Here is a 19,674-nt window from a genome sequence, read left to right on the forward strand (position 1 = left end):
GCTCCACCTCGTCAGTCAGCGGCGTCGCTGGCCGACAGGAAGGCACCGCAACCAACCAGACCACGCCAGACTTGCGCGCTAATGCAAACTCACGCGCAAATGCGCCGCAACAACGCGCAAAACTGCATTAAAGCGTGAATCTAGGCCGGCTGGAGGGGCACGAGGTGGAAGGCCGGTCTCGCTGGAAAGGCTGGTTTGGCTGCCAGCAGCTGGGCTGGCGCGGCTAGCCGCACTTGGGCGGTTTTACGCCTGAAAGTGTGATTGGCATCTGCGCGGATGCCTCAAGTTCGCCTGCCAGATAGTCGGCAACGGCGTTCATGGCGTACTCGGTATCGGCGTATGTGACCAGCACGGTGCCCGCGTTTCCAGCAGCCGAAGCGACCTTCCACGGACCGCCCATACCCACGACGACGTCCGCCCCGCCACCGGACGAGCTTTCAGTTCCGTCGACCAGCTTCACGCGCGTACCGCCACCAGTCTCAATGCCGTGTTCCTTCAGGGCTTTCTTCAGCGCCTCGGCAGCAGCCGGCGGGCCGGATACTGACACGCTTTGTACTGGCTCGGCTGAACAGCTTCCGGCCAGAACAGTGAGTGATTCGCGGCCGACCTCGTTGAAAACATCGTCCGCCGGCTTCTGGCCGCCGTCGCCATCGCCGCCGTCACCGCCGCCGTCACCACCGTCACCAGTGCCCGCGCCACCATCGGCAGCACCAGCCTCGCCAGCAGCCCGTTCCTGCCACAGACTCATGGCAACAACGCGCTCAGCCTTGGCTCGCATGTCCTTTTCAGACAGATCGCCCGAATCCACTGCCTTCTTCACGGCCTGCACAGCAGCATCCAGATCAGGTGGCATGAGCGCGAGGTCCGCTCCGGCTTTCAATGCTTCAACAGTCTCTTGACCTGCGGGAACACCCTTCGTAATGGCTCCCATGTTGAGCCCATCGGTCACCGCAACCCCGTCAAAGCCAAGCTCATCCCGCAGCGCTTCATACACCTCAGGGTTGAGCGAAGCCGGTTTGTCACCGGCCCCGGCAACCCGCATGTGCCCCACCAAAACTGAGGGCACACCGGCTTCGATTGCCGCTTCGAACGGCTCCCATTCGGTGTCGCTGTATTCCTCAAGAGCTTTCTTCGATTCGGGCAGATCAACATGCGAATCAACTGTCAGCTGCCCGTGGCCCGGAAAGTGCTTGGCGCTCGATCCAATACCAGCCGCCAGGTACCCCTTGACGGCCGGTTCGACCGCACCGACAACAGTCTCCTGGCTGCCCCCTGCCGCACGAACATTGACTGCTGGGTCTTTCTGTCCGACCGTGACATCAGCAACCGGCGCCCAGTTGATCGTGAATCCCAAATCAGCCAACTGCGCACCCTGCGCTTCCATCGCATCCTGGGTCAGTTCAGCATCTCCAGCCGCCCCGAACGCCATAAGAGGCGGGAAGCTGTAAGCGGCAGATTTGAGCCTGGCCACCGGCCCGCCTTCCTGGTCAACGCTCAGCTGCACGGGCCACGCACGCTCCCCCGCGGCTTCCCGCAAAGCACCCGTGTAATCCTTCACGTCCTCGGGCTCAGCACCGTCCGGCAGGTTGTAGCCCATGACGATCACCCCGGCCAGGCTGTTCTTCTTGACCATCTGCCCGGCAACCGCAGGGTCCACACCGTCATATGTGCCCATAATCGTCGCGCCGACCAGCTGGTCGGCACTCATCTTCTGGACGATCTCGCGGGCTTTCTGCCGGTCTTCTTCACTGACCCCTGACGAGGCGGAGGCTGTCTCTTCTGCCGTGCTCGGCTCCGCTGGGGTCGGCGAGGTGGGCTGGCCCTGCCCCGAACATCCTGCAAGAACCAGGACGCTTACGGTCAGAGCAGAAATGAATCTAAGCGCGCGCATCTGTGAGAGTCTAGTGGGACTGGCTGTTGTCCGTATGAACAAAGGATTGCCGTATGTCGCTCATCACCGCCGATGCGCTCAAAGCCGCTCTTGCTGACGCCGATGCCGCAGCCCGAACTGTCATCCTCGACGTCCGCTGGACTCTGCCGAAGCCCAACGGGGCTGACGACTACGCGGCAGGGCATATTCCCGGCGCCCAGTACGCCGACCTTGACACCCAGCTGTCGGGAACATCTGACGATCCCACTTTGGGCCGCCACCCGCTGCCGGCCCCAGCCGACCTGCAGGAGACCATCCGAGCGTGGGGCATCACTCCTGATTCCACTGTCGTTGTGTACGACGACAACAGCTCCTTAGGTGCCGCTCGCGGCTGGTGGATTCTGCGTTGGGCGGGCCTGCAGGATGTGCGCGTGCTCGATGGAGGGCTGAACGCTTGGAAGGCCGCCGGCGGTGAGCTTTCAACCGAAACCCCGCAGCCAGCACCGTCAGACATCACGATCACAACCGGGCAAATGCCGACCGTCGATGCCGACCAGGCCGCCGCAACAGCGGCACTGGGCACGCTCATCGACGCGCGTCCGTCGGCGCGCTTCCGCGGCGAAGATGACTCCATGGATCCGCGCGCAGGCCACATTCCCGGCGCTCTCAACCGCCCGGCCACTGAAAACTACCGCGACGGTGCACTGCTGCCGAAGGAAGAACTCGCAGCCCAGTTCGCGGATCTCGGCGCGGACAACGGTGCGGTGGTTGCCTACTGCGGTTCTGGCGTGACGGCGTGCAGCAACATCTTGGCGCTTGAGCAGATCGGGGTGCGGGCTTCCCTGTACTCCCCCAGCTGGTCCGGGTGGTCGGCCGATGAATCCCGCCCCGTCGCCAAAGGCTGAAGGACTGCCAATCCACCTGCGCTCCAAGCGCGCCAAAGGCTGTCGCTCACTTCACCAACTGCACGACCGGATAATCTGTCCGCCCAGCGCGCAGAAAACCGGTGTTACCTGCTGGTTAGATTAGGATGTCCGCATGCTTTCTTTTGCCTCGTCCCCTCAGTCGACACTGGGAGCGGAATGGGAACTCGCGATAGTCGATGCCGAAGACTTCTCTTTGGCATCCCGCGCCCCTGAAATCCTCGAGGCGCTCAAAGCAGAGGGCACGGATCACCTCCAGGGCAAGATCGTGGGCGAAATGCTCACGAACACCGTCGAAATCGTCAGCGGGGTGCAGACTGACGTTGCCGGCATCACGGCTGATTTGAGCGAGTCTCTCGATTACCTGCGAAGCATCCTGGCACCTCGTGGGCTTGATGTTCTGTCCGCCGGAACCCACCCCTTCTCCCCCTGGTGGGAACAAGAAGTCACACCGGCCTACCGCTACGAAGAGCTGGTCAACCGCACCCAGTGGTGGGGCCGGCAGATGCTGATCTTCGGCGTGCACACCCACGTGGGCATTGCCAATCGCGATCACGTCATGCCGATTGTCCGCGCTCTCATGGCCTATGTCCCGCATCTGGAGGCCGTCAGCGCATCCAGCCCCTTCTGGGCCGGCCACGACACGCACTACGCCTCTAACCGCGCCATGCTCTTCCAGCAGCTGCCCACGGCCGGCCTGCCGTTCCAGCTGAAGAACTGGGACGAATACGAGGACTACATCGGCGACATGCTGCACACCGGCGTGGTCGATTCCATCAACGAAATCCGCTGGGACATCCGCCCGGCACCGGGTTGGGGAACCGTCGAGATCCGCGTGTGCGACGGCATCCCGACCATGGCGGAGCTGGCGGCCGTGACGGCCTTCGTGCAGTGCCTGGTTCACGACATGTCGCAGCGCCTGGACCGCGGCGAAGAGCTCAACTTCATGCCGGACTGGTTCCACCGCGAAAACAAGTGGCGCTCAGCTCGCTACGGCATGGACACGATCATCATCGAAAACGCCGCCTGCGACGAACGTCTGGTCACGGACGTCATTGCTGACGAGGTGGAGCGACTGGCCCCGATCGCTGAGGAACTCGGGTGCTCGGCTGAGCTGGAATCGATGCTGTCATTTGCCCGCGTTGGAGCCTCCTACCAGCGGCAGAAGAAGGTATTTGAAGAAACCGGCCGTATGGAAGACGTTGCCGGTCTTCTGGTTGAGGAAATGCGGGCCGGAAAACCGGCTGGCTGGTAAGTCTCAGCCTTACTCAGCGACATGCTGGCGCAGCACCTGCAGCAACTCCGGCCATGCGGCGGCAAAGCCCGGATGAAGTTCGTAGTCGGCGACCGCGTCTAGCGGCACCCACCGCAATTCAATGCTTTCGGCATCCGCCACGTGAGCCTCAAGCCTCTGCGTGACCTGCGTGATGACCGTCGTGTAGGCCCAGCCGTCTTTGTCCACCCGATACTCGCCGATGACCGTGATGCCTTCGCCGTTTGGTCCGGGCACACCGGTTTCTTCCCAGCATTCGCGGATCGCACCCTGCTTAGGTGTTTCGCCTTCGTCGAGCGCACCGCCGGGAATTCCCCACGTGCCGCCCTGGGCTGACCACACGGCGCGGTGCTGCAGCAGAACTCCGCGGTCGGGGTCGTGGATGAGCAGACCGGCTGCGCCGAACAGACCCCAGAAGCGTCCCTGCGGTGTTTCCACCCAGCCGTCACCGGTGCGGCGCTGCTGCCGCAGGTGTTCTTCCGGTGGGCGTGAGTCGCGAGCGCTGGCAGGACCTTCAGACGACAACCTGGTCAACCTCCAATGAACTTGTCACTCCGAAATCCGGTGCTGAGGGCTGTTTTCCGCGGGCGACCACGTGTGCACCGAGTGCTGCCATCATCGCCCCGTTGTCGGTGCACAGGCTCAGCGGCGGGATGAGCAGGGAAATGCCCTCATCGGCACAGCGCCTACTCAGCTTGTCGCGCAGACGGCGGTTGGCGGCAACTCCCCCACCCAGAAGAACCCGTTTGATGCCGGTGTCTTCGCAGGCCAGGAGGGTTTTGCGCACCAACACGTCGACCACGGCCTCTTCAAAGGACGCGGCGATGTCAGCCAGGCGTACGCGCTGGGATTCCGGCTTGGTCTTCTCGGCTTCAACAGCCCGCAGCGCTGCCGTCTTCAGACCGGAGAACGAAAACGCGTAACGACGTTCGGGGTCACGCAGGTCCTTTGCGGTCATGAGTCCGCGCGGGAACTTCACAGCCGTCGGGTCACCCGGAACGCCGTCGTCAAAACCACCCGCGGCGGCCTTTGAAATGTTCGGCCCACCCGGATAGTCAAGGCCCAACAGGCGGGCCGTCTTGTCGAAGGCCTCGCCCGCGGCATCGTCGATTGTGGAGCCCAGGAGCTCAATCCCGTCCACCAGGTCGGTGATCTTGAGGATTTCCGTGTGTCCGCCCGACACGAGCAGAGCAATAGTCGGCAGTTCAAGACCGGAGCCGGGCTCCGCCTCGTCAGAGGAAGTGTCCAAGGTTGCGGCAGCAACGTGACCGGCCAGGTGGTTCAGCCCGTACAGGGGTTTGCCGGTGGCGGCCGCGAGCCCCTTAGCCGCGCTGACTCCCACCATGAGCGCACCGGACAGACCGGGTCCCGCGGTGACGCACAGCGCGTCAATATCATCGAGCGTCACACCTGCGGTTTCCAGGGCCTGGGTGAGCGTCGGAGCGAAAGCCTGCACGTGGGCGCGCGATGCGACTTCCGGGACCACCCCGCCGAAGCGCACGTGTTCGTCCATCGACGACGCCACCGTGTTCGCCAACAGGGTGCTGCCGCGGACAATGCCGACCCCGGTTTCATCGCACGAGGTCTCAATGCCCAGGATGAGCGGCTCAGTCATCGTCGCCGTCATCGCCTTCCGGAGCCTGCGCGGAGCCGGTCTGGACGGTTTCGGCGCCGAATTCGTCGACTGCCAGCTGGGTATAGCGGGCGTAGAGTGCGGCTTCGCTTTCAGATCCGGTGAGATCGGCGGCAGCAAAAGTGCCGGCCAACAGGCGCAGGTGCGTATCCCACACCGGGCCGACCTGCGGGATGAGCTGGGCCGCTTCTTCGTCAGATGCGTAGGTGTGGGCGGCTGTCACGGTCACGCTGGGGTGATCGCTTGGCTGTGCGCCGGCCTGGCCGGGTGCAGCTTCTGACAGGCGCACGCTGATGCGGCCAAGCCCGCCGAGTTCCACCAGCACGTGGTCGTCTTCGACGCAGGACAGCACGTGGGCCGTCAGGGGGCTTCCCTCAAAGTCGAACTCGATTGCGCTGACATCCGAGGCGCCGCCGGCTTCCGCGCCGTCGCTCACCTCCGCGGCACCACTGGCTTCCGAGGTGCCCTCTCCCTGATCAGCGTCGTCGTCTTGGACTGGATGGAAGGGGGCGAACCACAGCGCACATTCCATAGGACTGGTGATGCGCTTCCACACGGTGTGGAGGTCGGCGCTGATAGCTGTTTCGAGCACAAGGTCTGTGCCGTCTTCCCACTGTGTGATGGATGCCGAAATCATGCTCACAAGCCTAGCAACGACGCCCGCATAACCAGCGCGTCAGCGCCCGTGTAATAGCCGGGCCGGGTGTTCAGAACAGCAAAGCCGAACGCCTCGTACAGCCCCAGAGCAGCAGTGTTGTCACTGCGCACGTCGAGGTACACCGCCTCGACCCCACGGGTACGGGCAGTATCCAGGAGGGATTCCAGGAGGAGGCGACCGGCACCTCGACCCCGGATGTTCGGGTGGGTGGCGATTGTGAGGATCTCAGCTTCTTTGCCGCTGATACTCAGGCCGGCGAAACCGGCCAGGCCCTGCTCGGTGTGCGCGGCAATGAGGAACACCGTTGGGCTTGCCGCCTGCGTCCAGAAGAAGTCTTCGCTCCAGGCGTCCGGGCCGAAGATTTCGCGGTCCATTGCGGCGGCGGTGGGAATGTCCCACCACTGAAGGGGACTCAGTGTGACGGTCATAGCTGCTGGGTGTTTGCGTGTTGGCCGGTCAGGTGCGGTCAGCGGCCGGGCAGCGGTTTGGCGTCAGGTTCGCGCAGGTACAGCGGGATGGGCTCCAGCTGCTCGCGCCCGGCGGCTTCCGTGCGGGCGGCGATCCGGGCGATGTCAGCCGCGAGCGCTTCGGTTGGGAAGCGCGGATCTGGTGCGCCGAGCACGTCAGCGTAGAGCTCAAAACCAGCGCCGATGCGGAGGACGGTCGGCTCTGTCGAGCCCGGTTCCTCGGAGCTGTTCTCTGTTTGGATGGGATCGCTGCTGTCAACTGGCCCGAGCCCCTTGAGTTCAGCGAGGTCGGCGGGTTTGGCCACGTCGGGACCTGCGGCAAGGACCGGCAGGCCGTCCTCGTCGAGTCCTGCGTATTCAGCCCAGTAGACCTCACGGCGGCGAGCATCCGAGGCAACCAGGATCCGCACGCTATCGACGTCTTCACCGTCAGCACGCAGCTGTTCGTACACCGCGAGTGCCAAACCGTCGTGCGAACGTACGCCCACTGTCCGCAAAGCGCGGCCCACGGCAAAGCCCAGGCCCGAGGCGATGCCTGCGCGCATACCGGTGAACGGTGCGGGCCCCACGCCGACGGCCACGAGTTCGGGTTCAGGCGCCTGCTTCAGCACATCAGTAAGTGCCGGGCCCAGAAGTTCAGCGTGACGGCGAGCGCGCGACTGCGCCCATTCGGCCTCAACGCGGTCATCGGCGACAACCGCGACGGAGGCCGCGGACGATGTATCGAGCGCGACGACAACCGGCGGCTTCGCGCCAGCACGCGGGGCTGTGCTGGGGTTGTGGGCGGTCACTGCATTGCCTCCTTCACGCGCGCCAAACGGCTCGTCCAGGATTCACCGAAGCCCTGCAGGGTCGCTGTGCGCTGACCGGATTCCGGGTCGGCGGAGTCCGGCCGGGTCAGGGTGATCTCCAGGTAGTCGTCGGCCAGTGATTCAGCCATGCCGGCGCCCCATTCGACGACGGTGACGACTTCGTCCTGTTCGGAGTCGAGGTCGAGGTCATCAAGTTCCGCGGCGTCTTCTAACCGGTAGGCGTCAACGTGGACGAGCCCCGGACCGTCGCCGATCGGCGGGTGTTCGCGGGCGATGATGAAGGTCGGTGAGGACACGCGCCCGCGCACGTTGAGGTGCGCGGCAAGCGACTGGGTGAACGTGGTCTTGCCCGCCCCGAGACCGCCGGTGAGGATGATGAGGTCCCCCGCCCGCAGCTGGGGTGCGAGTGCCGCTGCGAGTTCAGCCGTGCGGGCTTGGTTGCGCAGCTCGATGTCGATGCGGCTCACGCGGTCTCCCCGCTTTCGCTCGGCTCTCCGACCGCCCGGCCCGTCAGGACCCGCTCAACGCGGCTGCCGATTCCGGTGACGATTTCGTAGTTGATGGTTCCGCCCCATGCGCCCCAGTCGGCGGCGGTGGGCTCGCCGGAATCGCCGGGGCCGAAGATGGTCACTTCATCGCCGACACTCACGTCGGAGTCCAGGCCGACTTCCACCACAATCTGGTCCATGGCGATGCGGCCCACCTGCCGGTACTGGCGCCCGCCGATGAACACGCGCGCGGCGTTGGATGCCGAACGGGGCAGACCGTCGGCGTAGCCGCCGGCTACCAGCGCAAAGCGGGTGTCTGCTTCGCACGTGTAGGTCAGTCCGTAGCTGGCATGGCTGCCGCGGGCGACGTCCTTAAGCGCAATCACCTGCGATTTCAGCGTCATGGCCGGGCGCAGGCCCAGGCTTTCCGGAGTGCTGCCGGCAAAGGGGCTGAGCCCGTAGACGGCCAGACCTGTCCGCACGGCGTGTGCGGTCAGAGTGTCCGGTCCGGTGCCGATTGTCAGTGCCGCCGGTGAATTCGAGGCGTGGACGATGAGTTCGTCCGGGTGTCCCAGGTCTGGCTGGGAGAGGAGGAAACCGCGCAGTTTCGAGATCTCTTCGGTGAAGATGCTGTACTGGTGGTCGGTGAATTCGCTTCCCGGCTCATCGGCAACCGCCAGGTGAGTCATGGCGCCAACAATCTTCAGACCGGCGCGAACATCGTCGTCCAGCTGGGCCAGCTTACGCAGAAAGCCGTCGAACTGGCGCTCGGTCATCCCACCGCGGCCCAGCCCGGAGTCGATCTTGATGTGGATGCGCAGCGGGTTGTCCGTACTCTTCCGGGCGGCTTCGACGATGAACGGCAGCTGTTCGGCCGCACTGATGCCCACCTCAATGTTCTTCTGGGCAAGCCCAGCGAAGTCCACGCCGATAGGCATAAGCCAGCACAGAACAACAGTGGCAGCGGCACCTTCGAGCCCGTCGGCGGCGAGCCGCTCCAGAAGGTCGCGCACCTGCAGGGCTTCCGTCACGGTGGCGGTGCCGATTCGGCGTATTCCGGCTTCGACAAGCAAGGGAACAACATTTGTGATGCCGTGACCGTAGGCGTCGGCTTTGACGACGGGGATGACATCGGCTTCGCCCGCGTGTTCTCGCAGCACTGCGAGGTTGGTGCGGATGGCGTCACGGTCGATGAGCGCTTTCAGCAGCGACGGACCGTAGGCCGTTGTGGGCAGGAGATCAGTTGACGTTGGGGACACGCCTTGATCCTAACGCGCACGTGCTTTCAGCACAGCCTGCTCCACTGCTCGCGGCAAGCCGGAGGCGTGTGTTGCGGATTTCCCTGCCCTCCCGTGGAGCAGGACCGCGGCTGCCGCGGTCACGGCTGTCACACCGGGCTCGAGGCGCCGTTTGGCTGCCGCTCTTTCTGCCAGGAGCGCTGCGAGCACCCCCGTGAGCACGTCACCGGAACCTGCTGTTGCGAGGTTTGCTGAACCCGCCGGCGGCAGGTGGACGGTGCCGTCGGGTTCAGCGATGACGCTGCGGTGGCCTTTGAGCAGAACGACCGCGTCGAGTTCGCGGGCAGCGGTGCGGGCCCAGTACAACTGGTCTTCTTCGATCTGGCTGCGCTGCACGCTGTGGCCGCGTACTGTGAGCAGCCTTTCGAGTTCACCGGCGTGGGGCGTGATGATGCTGCCTTCCGCCAGGTGGTCGGGCAGGTGGTCAATCGCGCCGGCATCGGCGATGACGGGCTCGCCGCTTACGAACGCGGCGGCCATTCTGTCTTGGCTGGGACTTCCCGGGCCGACGGCCCACACCTGCACACGACCGTCAGCCGCTACGGCTTCTGGGACATGGGACGTGACAGCTGAGCGCAGCCGTTCATCGCCGATGATGCGCACCATTCCGGCACCGGCGGCCACCGCCGCGTTCGTGCACAGAACAGCAGCCCCCGGATAGTCCGCGGAACCGGCGCAGATGCCGACGACACCTCGCGTGTATTTGTGATCCTCACCTGTCGGCGCTTTCACGAGTTCGCGCAGGTCACTGCGCTTGTACACCCACGCATCCGGCACGGTGTCCGAAAAATCCAGGCCGATGGGTGCAAGAACCACACGGCCAGAGGCCCGCGCGCCGGCACCCGTGAACAAGCCGGTTTTGAGCCCGCCGAACGTCACGGTCCAGTCGGCCCGCACGGCGGCCTGGGCACTGCGGCCTGTTGAAGCGTCAATGCCGGTGGGCACGTCAACTGCCACCGTGATCTGCCCTTCTGCGCGAGCCGAACTGGCCTGCCACACGCGGATGAGCTGCACAAGGTCCTCCGGCAGCTGCGGTTTCGCACCCGTGCCGAAAACACCGTCAATCACAAGATCGGCGGCACCCAGGTGGCTCGGCGCCTGGGCAATGTCAACCCGCCGGCAGCCGGCGCTGACAGCGGCGGCCAGCCCGTCCGCATGAGGGGTCCCGATGGTGTGCACCAGGGTGACGGCGGCACCTCGGCGGGCAAGGTCAGCAGCCGCAAACAGAGCGTCCCCACCATTGTTGCCCGGTCCCGTGAGAACAGCCACGCGGCGACCGTAGACGGTGCCGCCGCCCAAACGCAGAACCCGGCGGCACACGGCAGCCAGTTGGCCTGCGGCCCGGCGCATGAGCCTGTCGCCTTCACCGGCTTCCAGCAGCGGGGCTTCGGCCTGGCGGATCTGCTCACCGGTGTACGCAGGGCGGGGCATCGTGATTCCTGTTCTGCTTAGGTTGAACGTCGTTCAGCTGGTTCAGCTGGGGTTCTTCCGGCGGGCTTCCTCGCGCATCCGGTTGCGCTCTTCGCGCCTGGCTGCAACATCGGCGCGGAACTGGGCGAGCGCGCGATCGTGTTCTGCCGTTCCGGGCACGGGAGGTGCCGGCTGGTCGACGGGCGGAGACAGTGACGGTCCGCTGCCTTCGACAATCACGTAGGTGATGGTGCGGTCGCCGTCGTGCGTGATCGACAGGTGCACGTGCTCACCGCCGCGCTTGCGGAACATCTCGAGCACCCAGCCGCTCAACCGGAAAGACGGGGCACCGGAGAAAGCCGAGACCACCTCGGCCTCCTGCCACGGAATGATCTGCGGGAACTGCAGAGCCTTGACCAGCGCCTCTTTTGCCGAGAAGCGGGCGGCGAGGCTTTCGGGGCTGCGCCGCTTGCCGTTCTTCTTCAGCTGTTCAGCCGGAGTGAGCAGGCGGTCCAGAAGTTCGGGCACCCGCTCAATGTGCTCCTGGAACCGGGGAACGTCGGCAATGTCAACGCCGATGCCGATGATGCCCACGACTGCTCTCTCCTTACTGGTCTCGTGTGCGACCGGCCTTGGGCCGCTTTATTCGACTCTTATTCGACCGTGACCGATTTCGCGAGGTTGCGCGGCTGGTCGACGTCCAGGCCCTTGGCCTGAGCCAGCTCCATCGCGAAGATCTGCAGCGGCACCGTGGTCAGCAGGGGCGCCAGCAACGTGGTGGTGTTGGGCACGTAGATGACTTCGGAAGCGTACTCGCGCACCGCCTCGTCACCCTGTTCTGCAATGACGATCGTGTTGGCTCCGCGTGCCCGGACCTCCTGAATATTGGAGACCACCTTGGCGTGCAGCGAATCCCGGCCGAAACGGCTGGGCACGATGATGATGACAACCTGACCTTCGTCGATCAGTGCGATGGGGCCGTGCTTGAGTTCTCCGGCTGCGAAGCCTTCCGCGTGGATGTAGGCGAGCTCCTTGAGTTTGAGCGCACCCTCCATGGCCACGGGGAAGCCGACGTGACGGCCGAGGAACAACACGGACGGGGTGTCTGCCAGGCGCTTGGCCAGGTCCGTGATCTGCTGGGAGTCATCGTCCAGGAGCTGCTGGACCTTGCTGGGGATGTTCTGCAGTTCGTCCAGAATCAGCTGGATTTCGTCGCGGTACTTGTTGCCGCGCAGCTGCGCCAGGTAGAGGCCCAGTAGGTAGCAGGCCACAATCTGGGACAGGAACGCCTTGGTGGATGCCACAGCGATTTCCGGGCCGGCGTGCGTGTAGAGCACAGCGTCGGATTCACGCGGAATCGTCGAACCGTAGGTGTTGCAGATGGCAACGACCTTCGCACCCTGGTGGCGGGCGTGGCGCAGCGCCATGATGGTGTCCATCGTTTCGCCGGACTGCGAAATCGCCACCACGAGGGTCTTTTCGGACACGATCGGGTCGCGGTAGCGGAATTCGTGGGCCAGTTCGACCTCAACCGGGATGCGGCACCAGTGTTCGATCGCGTACTTGGCGACCTGACCGGCGTAGGCGGCTGTACCGCAGGCTACGACGATGATCTTGTCGACGGACTTCAGCACGGATTCGTCAATCCGCATCTCATCCAGCGTGAGGCGGCCTTCCGTGTCGAAGCGGCCCAAGAGTGTGTCGGCGACTGCCTGCGGCTGGTCGTGGATTTCCTTTTCCATAAACGACGTGAAGCCGCCCTTGTCCACGGTTGCCGGGTCCCAGTCGATTTCGTATTCGGTGCCTTCGACCGGGTTGCCGTCGAAGTCCATGATGTCGACGGAGTCAGCGGTGATGGTCACGACTTCGTCCTGGCCGATCTCAACGGCGCGGCGGGTGTAGTCGATGAAGGCCGCAACATCCGATCCCAGGTAGTTCGCATCGTCACCCAGGCCGATGACCAGCGGCGAATTGCGGCGGGCGGCAACAACCGTTCCGGGCTTGTCAGCGTGGACGGCCAGCAGGGTGAAGGCACCTTCCAGCTGGTTGGAGGTCCGTCGCATGGCCTCGGTGAGGTCACCGGTTTCGCGGTAGTTCTTGGCCAGCTGGTGCGCTGCGACTTCCGTGTCGGTTTCGGATGCGAATTCGACGCCGTCTTTCAGCAGGCGCTCTTTGAGTGAGGCGTAGTTTTCGACGATGCCGTTGTGGATGAGCGCCAGGCGACCGTCGTCAGCCAGGTGGGGGTGGGCGTTTTCATCAGTCGGCGCACCGTGGGTAGCCCAGCGGGTGTGGCCGATCCCGGTTGCGGCTTTCGGCAGGGGGTGTTCGGCAAGCTCATTTTTGAGGTTGTCGAGCTTTCCGGCTTTCTTCGCTGAGGCCAGCTGGCCATCCTCGGTTACGAATGCGACGCCCGCGGAATCGTAGCCGCGGTACTCCATTCGCTTAAGGCCTCCGACGGTGACGTCTTCAGCGGTGATCTGGGCGTTCGGGTTTCCGACGAATCCAACAATTCCACACATAGACTTCAATGTTAACGCGCGAGTGTGCCGTAAGCTGGATTTCGCCGCCTGAGTGAATGCTGAGCGAAACGAGGATCTGCAGCACCCATGGAACACAACGACGCCACACCGTTCGTTCGATCCAGCGACCTCGATCCCGCTCGTCTGCTCGCGGGTCTGCGCCCGCATCAGAAGCAGAGCGGGCAGCCCATCGCCTCACCCTTTTGGAGTTTTGACCGCACCACGTGGTCCGAACTTGCTCAGGCCACTCCCCTGCCGCTGACGGCGGCTGACGTGGAGCGTCTGCGCGGTAAGGGCGAGCGCATGGACACCACCGAGATCGAAGAGATCTACCTGCCCCTGTCACGGCTGCTCAACCTGTACGTTTCCGCCCGCCGTAAAAAGCACAGGCTCACGCGGGAGTTCTTCGCTCCGCTGCGTGCCAGCGGTCACGACCCCGCCCCGCAGCACATTCCGTTTGTCATCGGTGTGGCCGGTTCGGTCGCTGTCGGAAAATCCACAACGGCGCGTGTTCTGCGCGAAATGATGGCCCGCTGGCCGGACACCCCGAAGGTTGAGCTCGTCACGACCGACGGGTTCCTGTTTCCCAATGCAGAACTGGCCCGCCGCGGTCTGACATCACGGAAGGGATTCCCGGAGTCCTACGACCGGAGGGCGCTCATGCGCTTCCTGTCCAAGGTCAAGTCCGGTGCCGAAGAAGCACGCGCTCCCGTCTATTCGCACCACACCTACGACATTGTTCCGGGTGCTGAAGTCACGGTCCGCTCACCGGATGTGCTCATTGTCGAAGGCCTCAATGTTCTGCAGCCGCCCAGGCCGCGTGCCGACGGCAAAGTGGGCGTGTCCGTCAGCGACTACTTCGACTTTTCCGTCTACGTTGACGCAGCAGCCGGTGATATTCGCCAGTGGTACATCGACAGGTTCATGGAACTGAAGTCGGGTGCTTTCACCCAGCCGGATTCATACTTCCACCGCTATTCGGAGCTGACGGAAGACGAAGCGCTCACCCTTGCCGGTGAGATCTGGGATTCGATCAACGCTCCCAACCTGCGGGAGAACGTCGCTCCGTCGCGTGGTCGGGCCGATTTGATTCTGACGAAATCGGCCGACCATTCAGTACGCCGGATCCAGCTGCGCAAACTGTAGTCAGTTCGCACTGCTGAACCCGGCGTCTGGTGGGCCGAAGCCCGTGTAGGCCGAAGCCCGTGTGGTTTTGAAGTCCTCTGAGGGGCTCACCCCTCAGAGGCGTGTGGATCAGAAAGCGGGGATCACCGCGCCGTCGGTCCACTTGTCTTCGATGAACTTCTTCACTTCTTCTGAGTGCAGGAGTTCGTCGAGCTTCTTGATGGCTTCGTTTTCCTCGTCACCTTCGCGAACTGCGAGGAAGTTCGCGTAGGGGTTGTTCTCAGCCGATTCCACGAGGATCGAGTCTTCGGTGGGCGACAGTCCTGCTTCCAGGGCGTTGTTGCCGTTGATGATCGAAGCGTCGGTGTCTTCAAGGGTGCGTGCCAGCTGTGCAGCGTCGGCTTCCTTGAACTCAAGGTTCTTCGGGTTGTCCTTGATGTCCTTGATGGTGGCGGTGGTTGCGTCCTTGCCGTCAGCCAGCGTGATGACGCCTTCCTTGGCCAGCATGTCAAGGGCACGGCCCTGGTTGGCCGGGTCGTTGTTGATGCCGACGGTGCCGCCCTCGGGCAGTTCGTCAACCGACTTCACCTTCTTGGAGAACAGTGCGATCGGTTCGATGTGCACGCCTTCGAATGCGTAGAGTTTGTAGCCCTGGCCTTCGACTTCTTCGTCCAGGTACGGCTTGTGCTGGAAGTAGTTGGCGTCGAGGTCGCCGTCGACGAGCGCACGGTTGGGCAGTGCGTAGTCGGTGTATTCCTTGACCTCGATGTCGAGGCCGGCTTCTTCTGCCAGGTTTTCGTCGACGTAGCGCAGGATGTCACCGTGCGGGACCGGGGAAACTCCAACGGTCAGCTTGGTGATGTCGCCGTCTTTCTGGCCGACTTCCTGGTTTCCTCCGCCTGCACCGCAGCCGGTGAGGATCAGGCTTGCGGCGGCGGCAATAGCTGCGATGCGCAGTTTCATGTGTTCAGTCCTTCTGACGAGTGTGCATATGTTGTCGGCAAGTTTCTCACTCTGCGGACAGCTTTCACGCGCTTTTCGTCATAAAGCTCCATATGACGAGGCAGGGCTAGACTTCCTGTGCTCCCTCCTGTCCTCGTCTGGGTCAGGGAGCGTGATGAAAGGAGCATCGTGTCGAACTACTCCCCCATGGCGATTCTGCACAGGACGACAGCCAGTCAGCGCACTAAGGGACGCCCTGCCCCGGAGGTTGACCGGGCAGCCCTGCGGCGCATCGGCGGTTTTGCGGCTCGGCACAAGAACAAACTGGTCCTGTTCATTCTGCTCTCGGCAGTATCAGCCGGCGTTGCTGTCGCTACCCCGGTGTTGGCAGGCCGGGTGGTCAATGCCATTACCGCTGGTGGGCCAGTGAGTCTGATTGTCGGCATAGCGATTCTCATGGGTGTGCTGGCATTGGCCGATGCGGCATTGACGATCGTGTCGCGCTATCTTTCGGCCCGCATTGGCGAAGGCCTGATCTTTGATCTGCGCACCGCGGTTTTTGATCACGTACAGACTCTGCCGGTGGCGTTTTTCAACCGGACCCGCACGGGTGCGCTGATCTCCCGGCTCAACAACGACGTTATGGGTGCACAGCGGGCTTTCTCCAACACACTGTCCGGGGTTGTGACGAACCTTGTGTCGCTTGCGCTGACGGTCGGTGTCATGGTTGCAATTTCGTGGCAGGTGACGGTGTTGTCGGTGCTGCTCCTGCCGATTTTCTTGGTGCCCGCCCGTTTCATTGCCGGCCGTTTGGCGTCGCTGCAGTTTCAGGCGGCGGATCTCAACGCGGCCATGTCGACCCGCATGACGGAGCGGTTCTCAGCTGGCGGGGCGACCCTGGTCAAACTGTTCGGCAGCCCGCAGAAGGAGTCGGCGGAGTTTGCTGACCGCGCGGGCAGGGTGCGCGATATCGGTGTGCGCACCGCCATGCTGCAGGTGACGTTCCTGGCTGCGCTCACACTTGTGTCCGCTCTGGCTTTGGCGCTGGTCTACGGGGTTGGCGGTATGCAGGCGGTGGCGGGTTCGCTCGATGCGGGCAAGGTCGTCACACTCGCGCTGCTGCTGACCCGCCTGTACACGCCGCTGACGATGCTGGCGAATGCGCGTATGGACATCACGTCTGCAATCGTGTCGTTCCAGCGGGTGTTCGAGATCCTTGATCTGCGCTCCACCGTGCAGGAACCGGACTCCCCCAAGCCTCTGCCGGCTGGCCCGGTCTCTGTTGAGTACCGTGACGTTTCATTCCGCTACCCCACTGCCGCCGAGGTGTCTCTCGCCTCTCTTGAAGAGGTCGCGGTTCTTGACGGCCGGGAGTCTTCCGAGGTGCTGCACGGGCTGAACATCTCTGTTCCCGCCGGGCACACGGTCGCCCTCGTGGGCTCCTCCGGTGCTGGAAAGTCGACGATCGCGTCGTTGCTGCCCCGGCTGTACGACGTGACTGAAGGTGCTGTTGAGCTGTCCGGTGTGGACGTGCGGGATTTGAGCTTTGACGCGCTCAAGTCAGCCGTCGGCATGGTCACGCAGGACGGCCACCTGTTCCACGAGTCGATTCGCGACAATCTGACGATCGCCAAACCTGATGCAACGGATGATGAGCTGCGTTCCGCTCTGGAACGCGCACGCCTGTGGCCGGTTATCGACGCCCTGCCCGATGGGCTCGACACCGTGATCGGTGAGCGCGGCTACCGGCTGTCCGGCGGTGAACGGCAGCGGCTGACAATTGCTCGTCTCCTGTTGGCCGAACCTGCCGTGGTGGTGCTCGATGAGGCTACGAGTGCTCTCGATTCAACGAACGAGGCAGCTGTGCAGCACGCCTTGAACGAAGCCATGACCGGCAGGACCGCGTTGGTCATCGCCCACCGCCTGTCGACTGTGCGCAGTGCCGATCAGATCATCGTGATTGAGGGCGGGCAGGCTGTTGAGCGCGGCACCCACAGCGAACTTCTGGCGCAGAACGGCCGGTACGCGCAGCTGTACACAACCCAGTTCGCAGACCAAGAAGAGTCAGAAGACTCAGCCGGCGGCACCTCGGGAGACTAGAGCAGCCCGCGCTCACACATCAATTGAGCTGACTGTGCCTGCCCGCAGCAGGAGCGGCCACACCAACAGGAAGATGAGCGCCCCGACTGCTGAGCACAGGAACGTTGAGACTGCGACGATCAGCCCGTTCGTCAGCCATGGGCCGGTGAACACGTACAGAATCACCGGGCTGGCGAAGGCGATGAACAGGGCCGTCATTGCGCTCCAGCGAGCCGGTTTGCCGGGGTCGGCCACATAGCCCGCCCGCACAAGGCCGGTGAGGAACGCCCCAACCGTGGCGATGCCGCCGAGCACCGCGAAGGACGATGTCAGCACGCCGAACATCCACCACAGTCCAGACGAACCGGACGTCGCTCGGGCCACGAGGCTCAAGCCGACAATGACGACGGTGCCCACCGCTGTCGAGGCGGCAGCCGCCAGGCCGGCGGGCAGACGCCCGTAGAGCACCTTCTTGTTGTCTGCGCTCTTCTTCACTGTGCGCTCACCACCGGGACCACCGGGCGAGGTGCCGGGGCACTCGGGCGAGGTGCCGCACTGCTGAGCGGCCCCGGTGCGGGGAGCTGAGTGCTGTCAGAGGGCAAGGTTCTGCTTAACGCAGTCGGCCAGGCGTTCCGCCTGCTTCTGCGCTCCGGCTTCGGTTTCGGCCTCGACCATCACACGGATAACCGGTTCGGTGCCCGAAGCGCGCAGCAGGACGCGGCCGCTCTTGCCGAGTTCAGATTCGACGGCAGTGACCTCTGCCTGAACTGCCGCGTCGTCGGTGCGGGTCTTGTCGACTCCGCGGACGTTGATGAGCACCTGCGGCAGCTGCGGGATCTCCGCGGCGAGGTCAGCCAGTGTGCGGCCGGTTGAGGCCACACGGTTGATCAGGTGAAGGGCTGTCAGCACGCCGTCGCCGGTGGTGCCGTGGTCGAGCATGAGCACGTGGCCGGACTGTTCACCGCCGAGCACGTGGCCGCCGGCCAGCATGCCTTCAAGCACGTAGCGGTCGCCGACCTTCGTCTGCACATCCGCGATGCCGGCCTTCTCCATGGCCAGTTTGAGACCCAGGTTCGACATGACGGTGGTGACGAGGGTGTCGTTCTTCAGGGTGCCGGCTTCTTTCATGCCCAGGGCCAGGATGCCCATGATCTGGTCGCCGTTGACTTCGCGGCCGCGTGAATCAACCGCCAGGCAGCGGTCAGCGTCACCGTCAAAAGCAACGCCGAGGTCAGCGCCGTTTTCGACAACGGCCTTCTGCAGCAGTCCCAGGTGGGTGGAGCCGACACCGTCGTTGATGTTGAGGCCATCGGGGCTTGCGGCGATGACCGTGACGTCAGCGCCCGCCTGACGCAGGGCCGCCGGCCCGACGACGGAGGCCGCACCGTTGGCGCAGTCGACGACTACGCGCAGTCCCTGCAGCGGGGTGGGTGTATCACCCAGGGTCGACACGAGGTGTTCGGTGAATTCGTCCGCTGCCGCCGCGTACGGCTTGATGCGGCCGACGTCCGCGCCTGTGGGACGGTCCCAGTCAGCGTCGAGCAGTTCGAGGATTTCGTCTTCCGCGGCGTCGTCGAGTTTCGTACCGCCGGGGCCGAAGAATTTGATGCCGTTGTCAGGCATAGGGTTGTGGCTGGCTGAAAGGACGACACCGAAGTCAGCGCCGGTTTCCTTCACGGCGTATGCGACACCCGGGGTGGGCAGAACACCTGCGTTCCACACGTCAACACCTGTGGAGGCAATACCGCCGGAGATCGCTGATGCCAGGAAGTCACCGCTGATGCGGGTGTCGCGTCCGACAATCGCAAAGGGGCGCTTGCTGTCCGTGCCGTAGCGCTGCTCGGGCCTGCCGAGAACGCGGCTGCCTGCAACACCCAACTGGAGAGCGAGTCGAGCCGTAATGTCCTTGTTGGCCAGACCGCGAACGCCGTCCGTACCGAAAAGCCTGCTCATAGAACCTCCTGTTTCGAATCGCATTCATTCTACGTTTATGAAACCCATCCCCCGGTCAGATGGGCACGGCGTGTGGTGAGAACACGGCGTAAGCCCCGCGGCACCTCGTGCCCGGAAAGCACAAGACCCCCGCACCGAAGTGCGAGGGTCTTGAAAGCCTTCTTGAGCCCAGCCTTCTTGCGTTCGGGAACGCAACGCTTCTGATATGGCTAGATGTCTTGGTT

Annotated in this window: 18 protein-coding genes; 4 read left to right on the top strand and 14 right to left on the bottom strand. The window is 63.8% G+C overall.

Features of this window, described 5'->3' with window-relative positions; all coding sequences use genetic code 11:
- Positions 1–223 precede the first annotated feature (223 nt).
- Positions 224–1,891: a glycoside hydrolase family 3 N-terminal domain-containing protein gene (locus HMPREF3172_RS04120; protein WP_070515656.1), complete on the bottom strand. Its 1,668-nt coding sequence runs from the start codon at positions 1,889–1,891 to the stop codon at positions 224–226.
- Between the two features lie 53 nt (positions 1,892–1,944).
- On the opposite strand from HMPREF3172_RS04120, the gene HMPREF3172_RS04125 reads away from it, so the two are divergent.
- Positions 1,945–2,775, top strand: coding sequence for a sulfurtransferase (locus HMPREF3172_RS04125; protein ID WP_070515658.1), 831 nt, complete (start codon positions 1,945–1,947; stop codon positions 2,773–2,775).
- A 133-nt stretch (positions 2,776–2,908) separates the two neighbouring features.
- Positions 2,909–4,048, top strand: coding sequence for a glutamate--cysteine ligase (locus tag HMPREF3172_RS04130; RefSeq protein WP_070515660.1), 1,140 nt, complete (start codon positions 2,909–2,911; stop codon positions 4,046–4,048).
- A 9-nt stretch (positions 4,049–4,057) separates the two neighbouring features.
- Here the strand turns inward: HMPREF3172_RS04130 and HMPREF3172_RS04135 are convergent, their stop codons facing one another.
- From HMPREF3172_RS04135 to glmS, 10 genes are read right to left on the bottom strand one after another with little or no spacing between them, the layout of a single operon-like run.
- Positions 4,058–4,591 (bottom strand): NUDIX domain-containing protein, encoded by a 534-nt coding sequence (locus HMPREF3172_RS04135; RefSeq protein WP_070515663.1) that lies wholly within the window; start codon positions 4,589–4,591, stop codon positions 4,058–4,060.
- Positions 4,581–5,681 carry a tRNA (adenosine(37)-N6)-threonylcarbamoyltransferase complex transferase subunit TsaD gene (gene tsaD / locus HMPREF3172_RS04140; RefSeq protein ID WP_070515665.1) on the bottom strand — a complete coding sequence of 367 codons (1,101 nt, stop codon included), beginning with the start codon at positions 5,679–5,681 and terminating at the stop codon, positions 4,581–4,583. The genes HMPREF3172_RS04135 and tsaD overlap by 11 nt, the downstream gene beginning before the upstream one ends.
- Positions 5,674–6,336 (bottom strand): hypothetical protein, encoded by a 663-nt coding sequence (locus HMPREF3172_RS04145; RefSeq protein ID WP_070428654.1) that lies wholly within the window; start codon positions 6,334–6,336, stop codon positions 5,674–5,676. The genes tsaD and HMPREF3172_RS04145 overlap by 8 nt, the downstream gene beginning before the upstream one ends.
- Positions 6,337–6,338: 2 nt before the next feature.
- Positions 6,339–6,785 (bottom strand): ribosomal protein S18-alanine N-acetyltransferase, encoded by a 447-nt coding sequence (gene rimI, locus HMPREF3172_RS04150; protein WP_070428655.1) that lies wholly within the window; start codon positions 6,783–6,785, stop codon positions 6,339–6,341.
- 38 nt (positions 6,786–6,823) lie between these two features.
- The gene (gene tsaB, locus HMPREF3172_RS04155) at positions 6,824–7,615 is read right to left on the bottom strand and encodes a tRNA (adenosine(37)-N6)-threonylcarbamoyltransferase complex dimerization subunit type 1 TsaB (RefSeq protein ID WP_070515667.1); all 792 of its coding nucleotides are present in this window, start codon (positions 7,613–7,615) and stop codon (positions 6,824–6,826) included.
- Positions 7,612–8,103: a tRNA (adenosine(37)-N6)-threonylcarbamoyltransferase complex ATPase subunit type 1 TsaE gene (gene tsaE, locus HMPREF3172_RS04160; protein WP_070515669.1), complete on the bottom strand. Its 492-nt coding sequence runs from the start codon at positions 8,101–8,103 to the stop codon at positions 7,612–7,614. Before tsaE ends, tsaB begins: the two co-directional genes overlap by 4 nt.
- The gene (gene alr, locus HMPREF3172_RS04165) at positions 8,100–9,383 is read right to left on the bottom strand and encodes an alanine racemase (RefSeq protein ID WP_256173179.1); all 1,284 of its coding nucleotides are present in this window, start codon (positions 9,381–9,383) and stop codon (positions 8,100–8,102) included. Before alr ends, tsaE begins: the two co-directional genes overlap by 4 nt.
- Before the next feature lie 9 nt (positions 9,384–9,392).
- Positions 9,393–10,853 (bottom strand): bifunctional ADP-dependent NAD(P)H-hydrate dehydratase/NAD(P)H-hydrate epimerase, encoded by a 1,461-nt coding sequence (locus tag HMPREF3172_RS04170; protein WP_070515671.1) that lies wholly within the window; start codon positions 10,851–10,853, stop codon positions 9,393–9,395.
- Between the two features lie 42 nt (positions 10,854–10,895).
- On the bottom strand, positions 10,896–11,426 hold the full coding sequence (locus HMPREF3172_RS04175) for a holo-ACP synthase (RefSeq protein ID WP_062020360.1): 531 nt from the start codon (positions 11,424–11,426) through the stop codon (positions 10,896–10,898).
- Positions 11,427–11,485: 59 nt separating this feature from the next.
- Positions 11,486–13,351, bottom strand: a complete 1,866-nt coding sequence (glmS, locus tag HMPREF3172_RS04180) for a glutamine--fructose-6-phosphate transaminase (isomerizing) (protein WP_019176027.1) — start codon at positions 13,349–13,351, stop codon at positions 11,486–11,488.
- Between the two features lie 87 nt (positions 13,352–13,438).
- On the opposite strand from glmS, the gene coaA reads away from it, so the two are divergent.
- Complete coding sequence (gene coaA, locus HMPREF3172_RS04185) at positions 13,439–14,497, top strand: type I pantothenate kinase (protein ID WP_070515673.1); 1,059 nt, start codon at positions 13,439–13,441, stop codon at positions 14,495–14,497.
- A gap of 108 nt (positions 14,498–14,605) precedes the next feature.
- Here the strand turns inward: coaA and HMPREF3172_RS04190 are convergent, their stop codons facing one another.
- On the bottom strand, positions 14,606–15,439 hold the full coding sequence (locus HMPREF3172_RS04190; protein WP_070515675.1) for a MetQ/NlpA family ABC transporter substrate-binding protein: 834 nt from the start codon (positions 15,437–15,439) through the stop codon (positions 14,606–14,608).
- A 168-nt stretch (positions 15,440–15,607) separates the two neighbouring features.
- On the opposite strand from HMPREF3172_RS04190, the gene HMPREF3172_RS04195 reads away from it, so the two are divergent.
- A complete protein-coding gene (locus HMPREF3172_RS04195; protein WP_141741571.1) occupies positions 15,608–17,518 on the top strand; it encodes an ABC transporter ATP-binding protein in 1,911 nt (636 codons plus the stop codon).
- A 12-nt stretch (positions 17,519–17,530) separates the two neighbouring features.
- On the opposite strand, the gene HMPREF3172_RS04200 is transcribed toward HMPREF3172_RS04195, so the two are convergent.
- Both HMPREF3172_RS04200 and glmM read right to left on the bottom strand, forming a co-directional pair.
- Positions 17,531–17,992: a hypothetical protein gene (locus HMPREF3172_RS04200; RefSeq protein WP_070515678.1), complete on the bottom strand. Its 462-nt coding sequence runs from the start codon at positions 17,990–17,992 to the stop codon at positions 17,531–17,533.
- 96 nt (positions 17,993–18,088) lie between these two features.
- Entirely contained in the window at positions 18,089–19,450 is a 1,362-nt protein-coding gene (gene glmM / locus HMPREF3172_RS04205; RefSeq protein ID WP_070515680.1) for a phosphoglucosamine mutase, read from the bottom strand.
- Positions 19,451–19,674: the final 224 nt, after the last annotated feature.

This window comes from Brevibacterium sp. HMSC08F02 (assembly GCF_001807555.1).
GTDB classification, from domain to species: Bacteria; Actinomycetota; Actinomycetes; order Actinomycetales; family Brevibacteriaceae; genus Brevibacterium; species Brevibacterium ravenspurgense.

What these genes read in the sequence shown, in the direction of transcription:
- tsaD (WP_070515665.1), bottom strand. Translation starts at nt 5,681, where the DNA reads ATGACTGAGCCGCTCATCCTGGGCATTGAGACCTCGTGCGATGAAACC.
- HMPREF3172_RS04120 (WP_070515656.1), bottom strand. Translation starts at nt 1,891, where the DNA reads ATGCGCGCGCTTAGATTCATTTCTGCTCTGACCGTAAGCGTCCTGGTT.
- coaA (WP_070515673.1), top strand. Translation starts at nt 13,439, where the DNA reads ATGGAACACAACGACGCCACACCGTTCGTTCGATCCAGCGACCTCGAT.
- HMPREF3172_RS04125 (WP_070515658.1), top strand. Translation starts at nt 1,945, where the DNA reads ATGTCGCTCATCACCGCCGATGCGCTCAAAGCCGCTCTTGCTGACGCC.
- HMPREF3172_RS04170 (WP_070515671.1), bottom strand. Translation starts at nt 10,853, where the DNA reads ATGCCCCGCCCTGCGTACACCGGTGAGCAGATCCGCCAGGCCGAAGCC.
- HMPREF3172_RS04190 (WP_070515675.1), bottom strand. Translation starts at nt 15,439, where the DNA reads ATGAAACTGCGCATCGCAGCTATTGCCGCCGCCGCAAGCCTGATCCTC.
- glmS (WP_019176027.1), bottom strand. Translation starts at nt 13,351, where the DNA reads ATGTGTGGAATTGTTGGATTCGTCGGAAACCCGAACGCCCAGATCACC.
- HMPREF3172_RS04130 (WP_070515660.1), top strand. Translation starts at nt 2,909, where the DNA reads ATGCTTTCTTTTGCCTCGTCCCCTCAGTCGACACTGGGAGCGGAATGG.
- glmM (WP_070515680.1), bottom strand. Translation starts at nt 19,450, where the DNA reads ATGAGCAGGCTTTTCGGTACGGACGGCGTTCGCGGTCTGGCCAACAAG.
- HMPREF3172_RS04145 (WP_070428654.1), bottom strand. Translation starts at nt 6,336, where the DNA reads ATGATTTCGGCATCCATCACACAGTGGGAAGACGGCACAGACCTTGTG.
- rimI (WP_070428655.1), bottom strand. Translation starts at nt 6,785, where the DNA reads ATGACCGTCACACTGAGTCCCCTTCAGTGGTGGGACATTCCCACCGCC.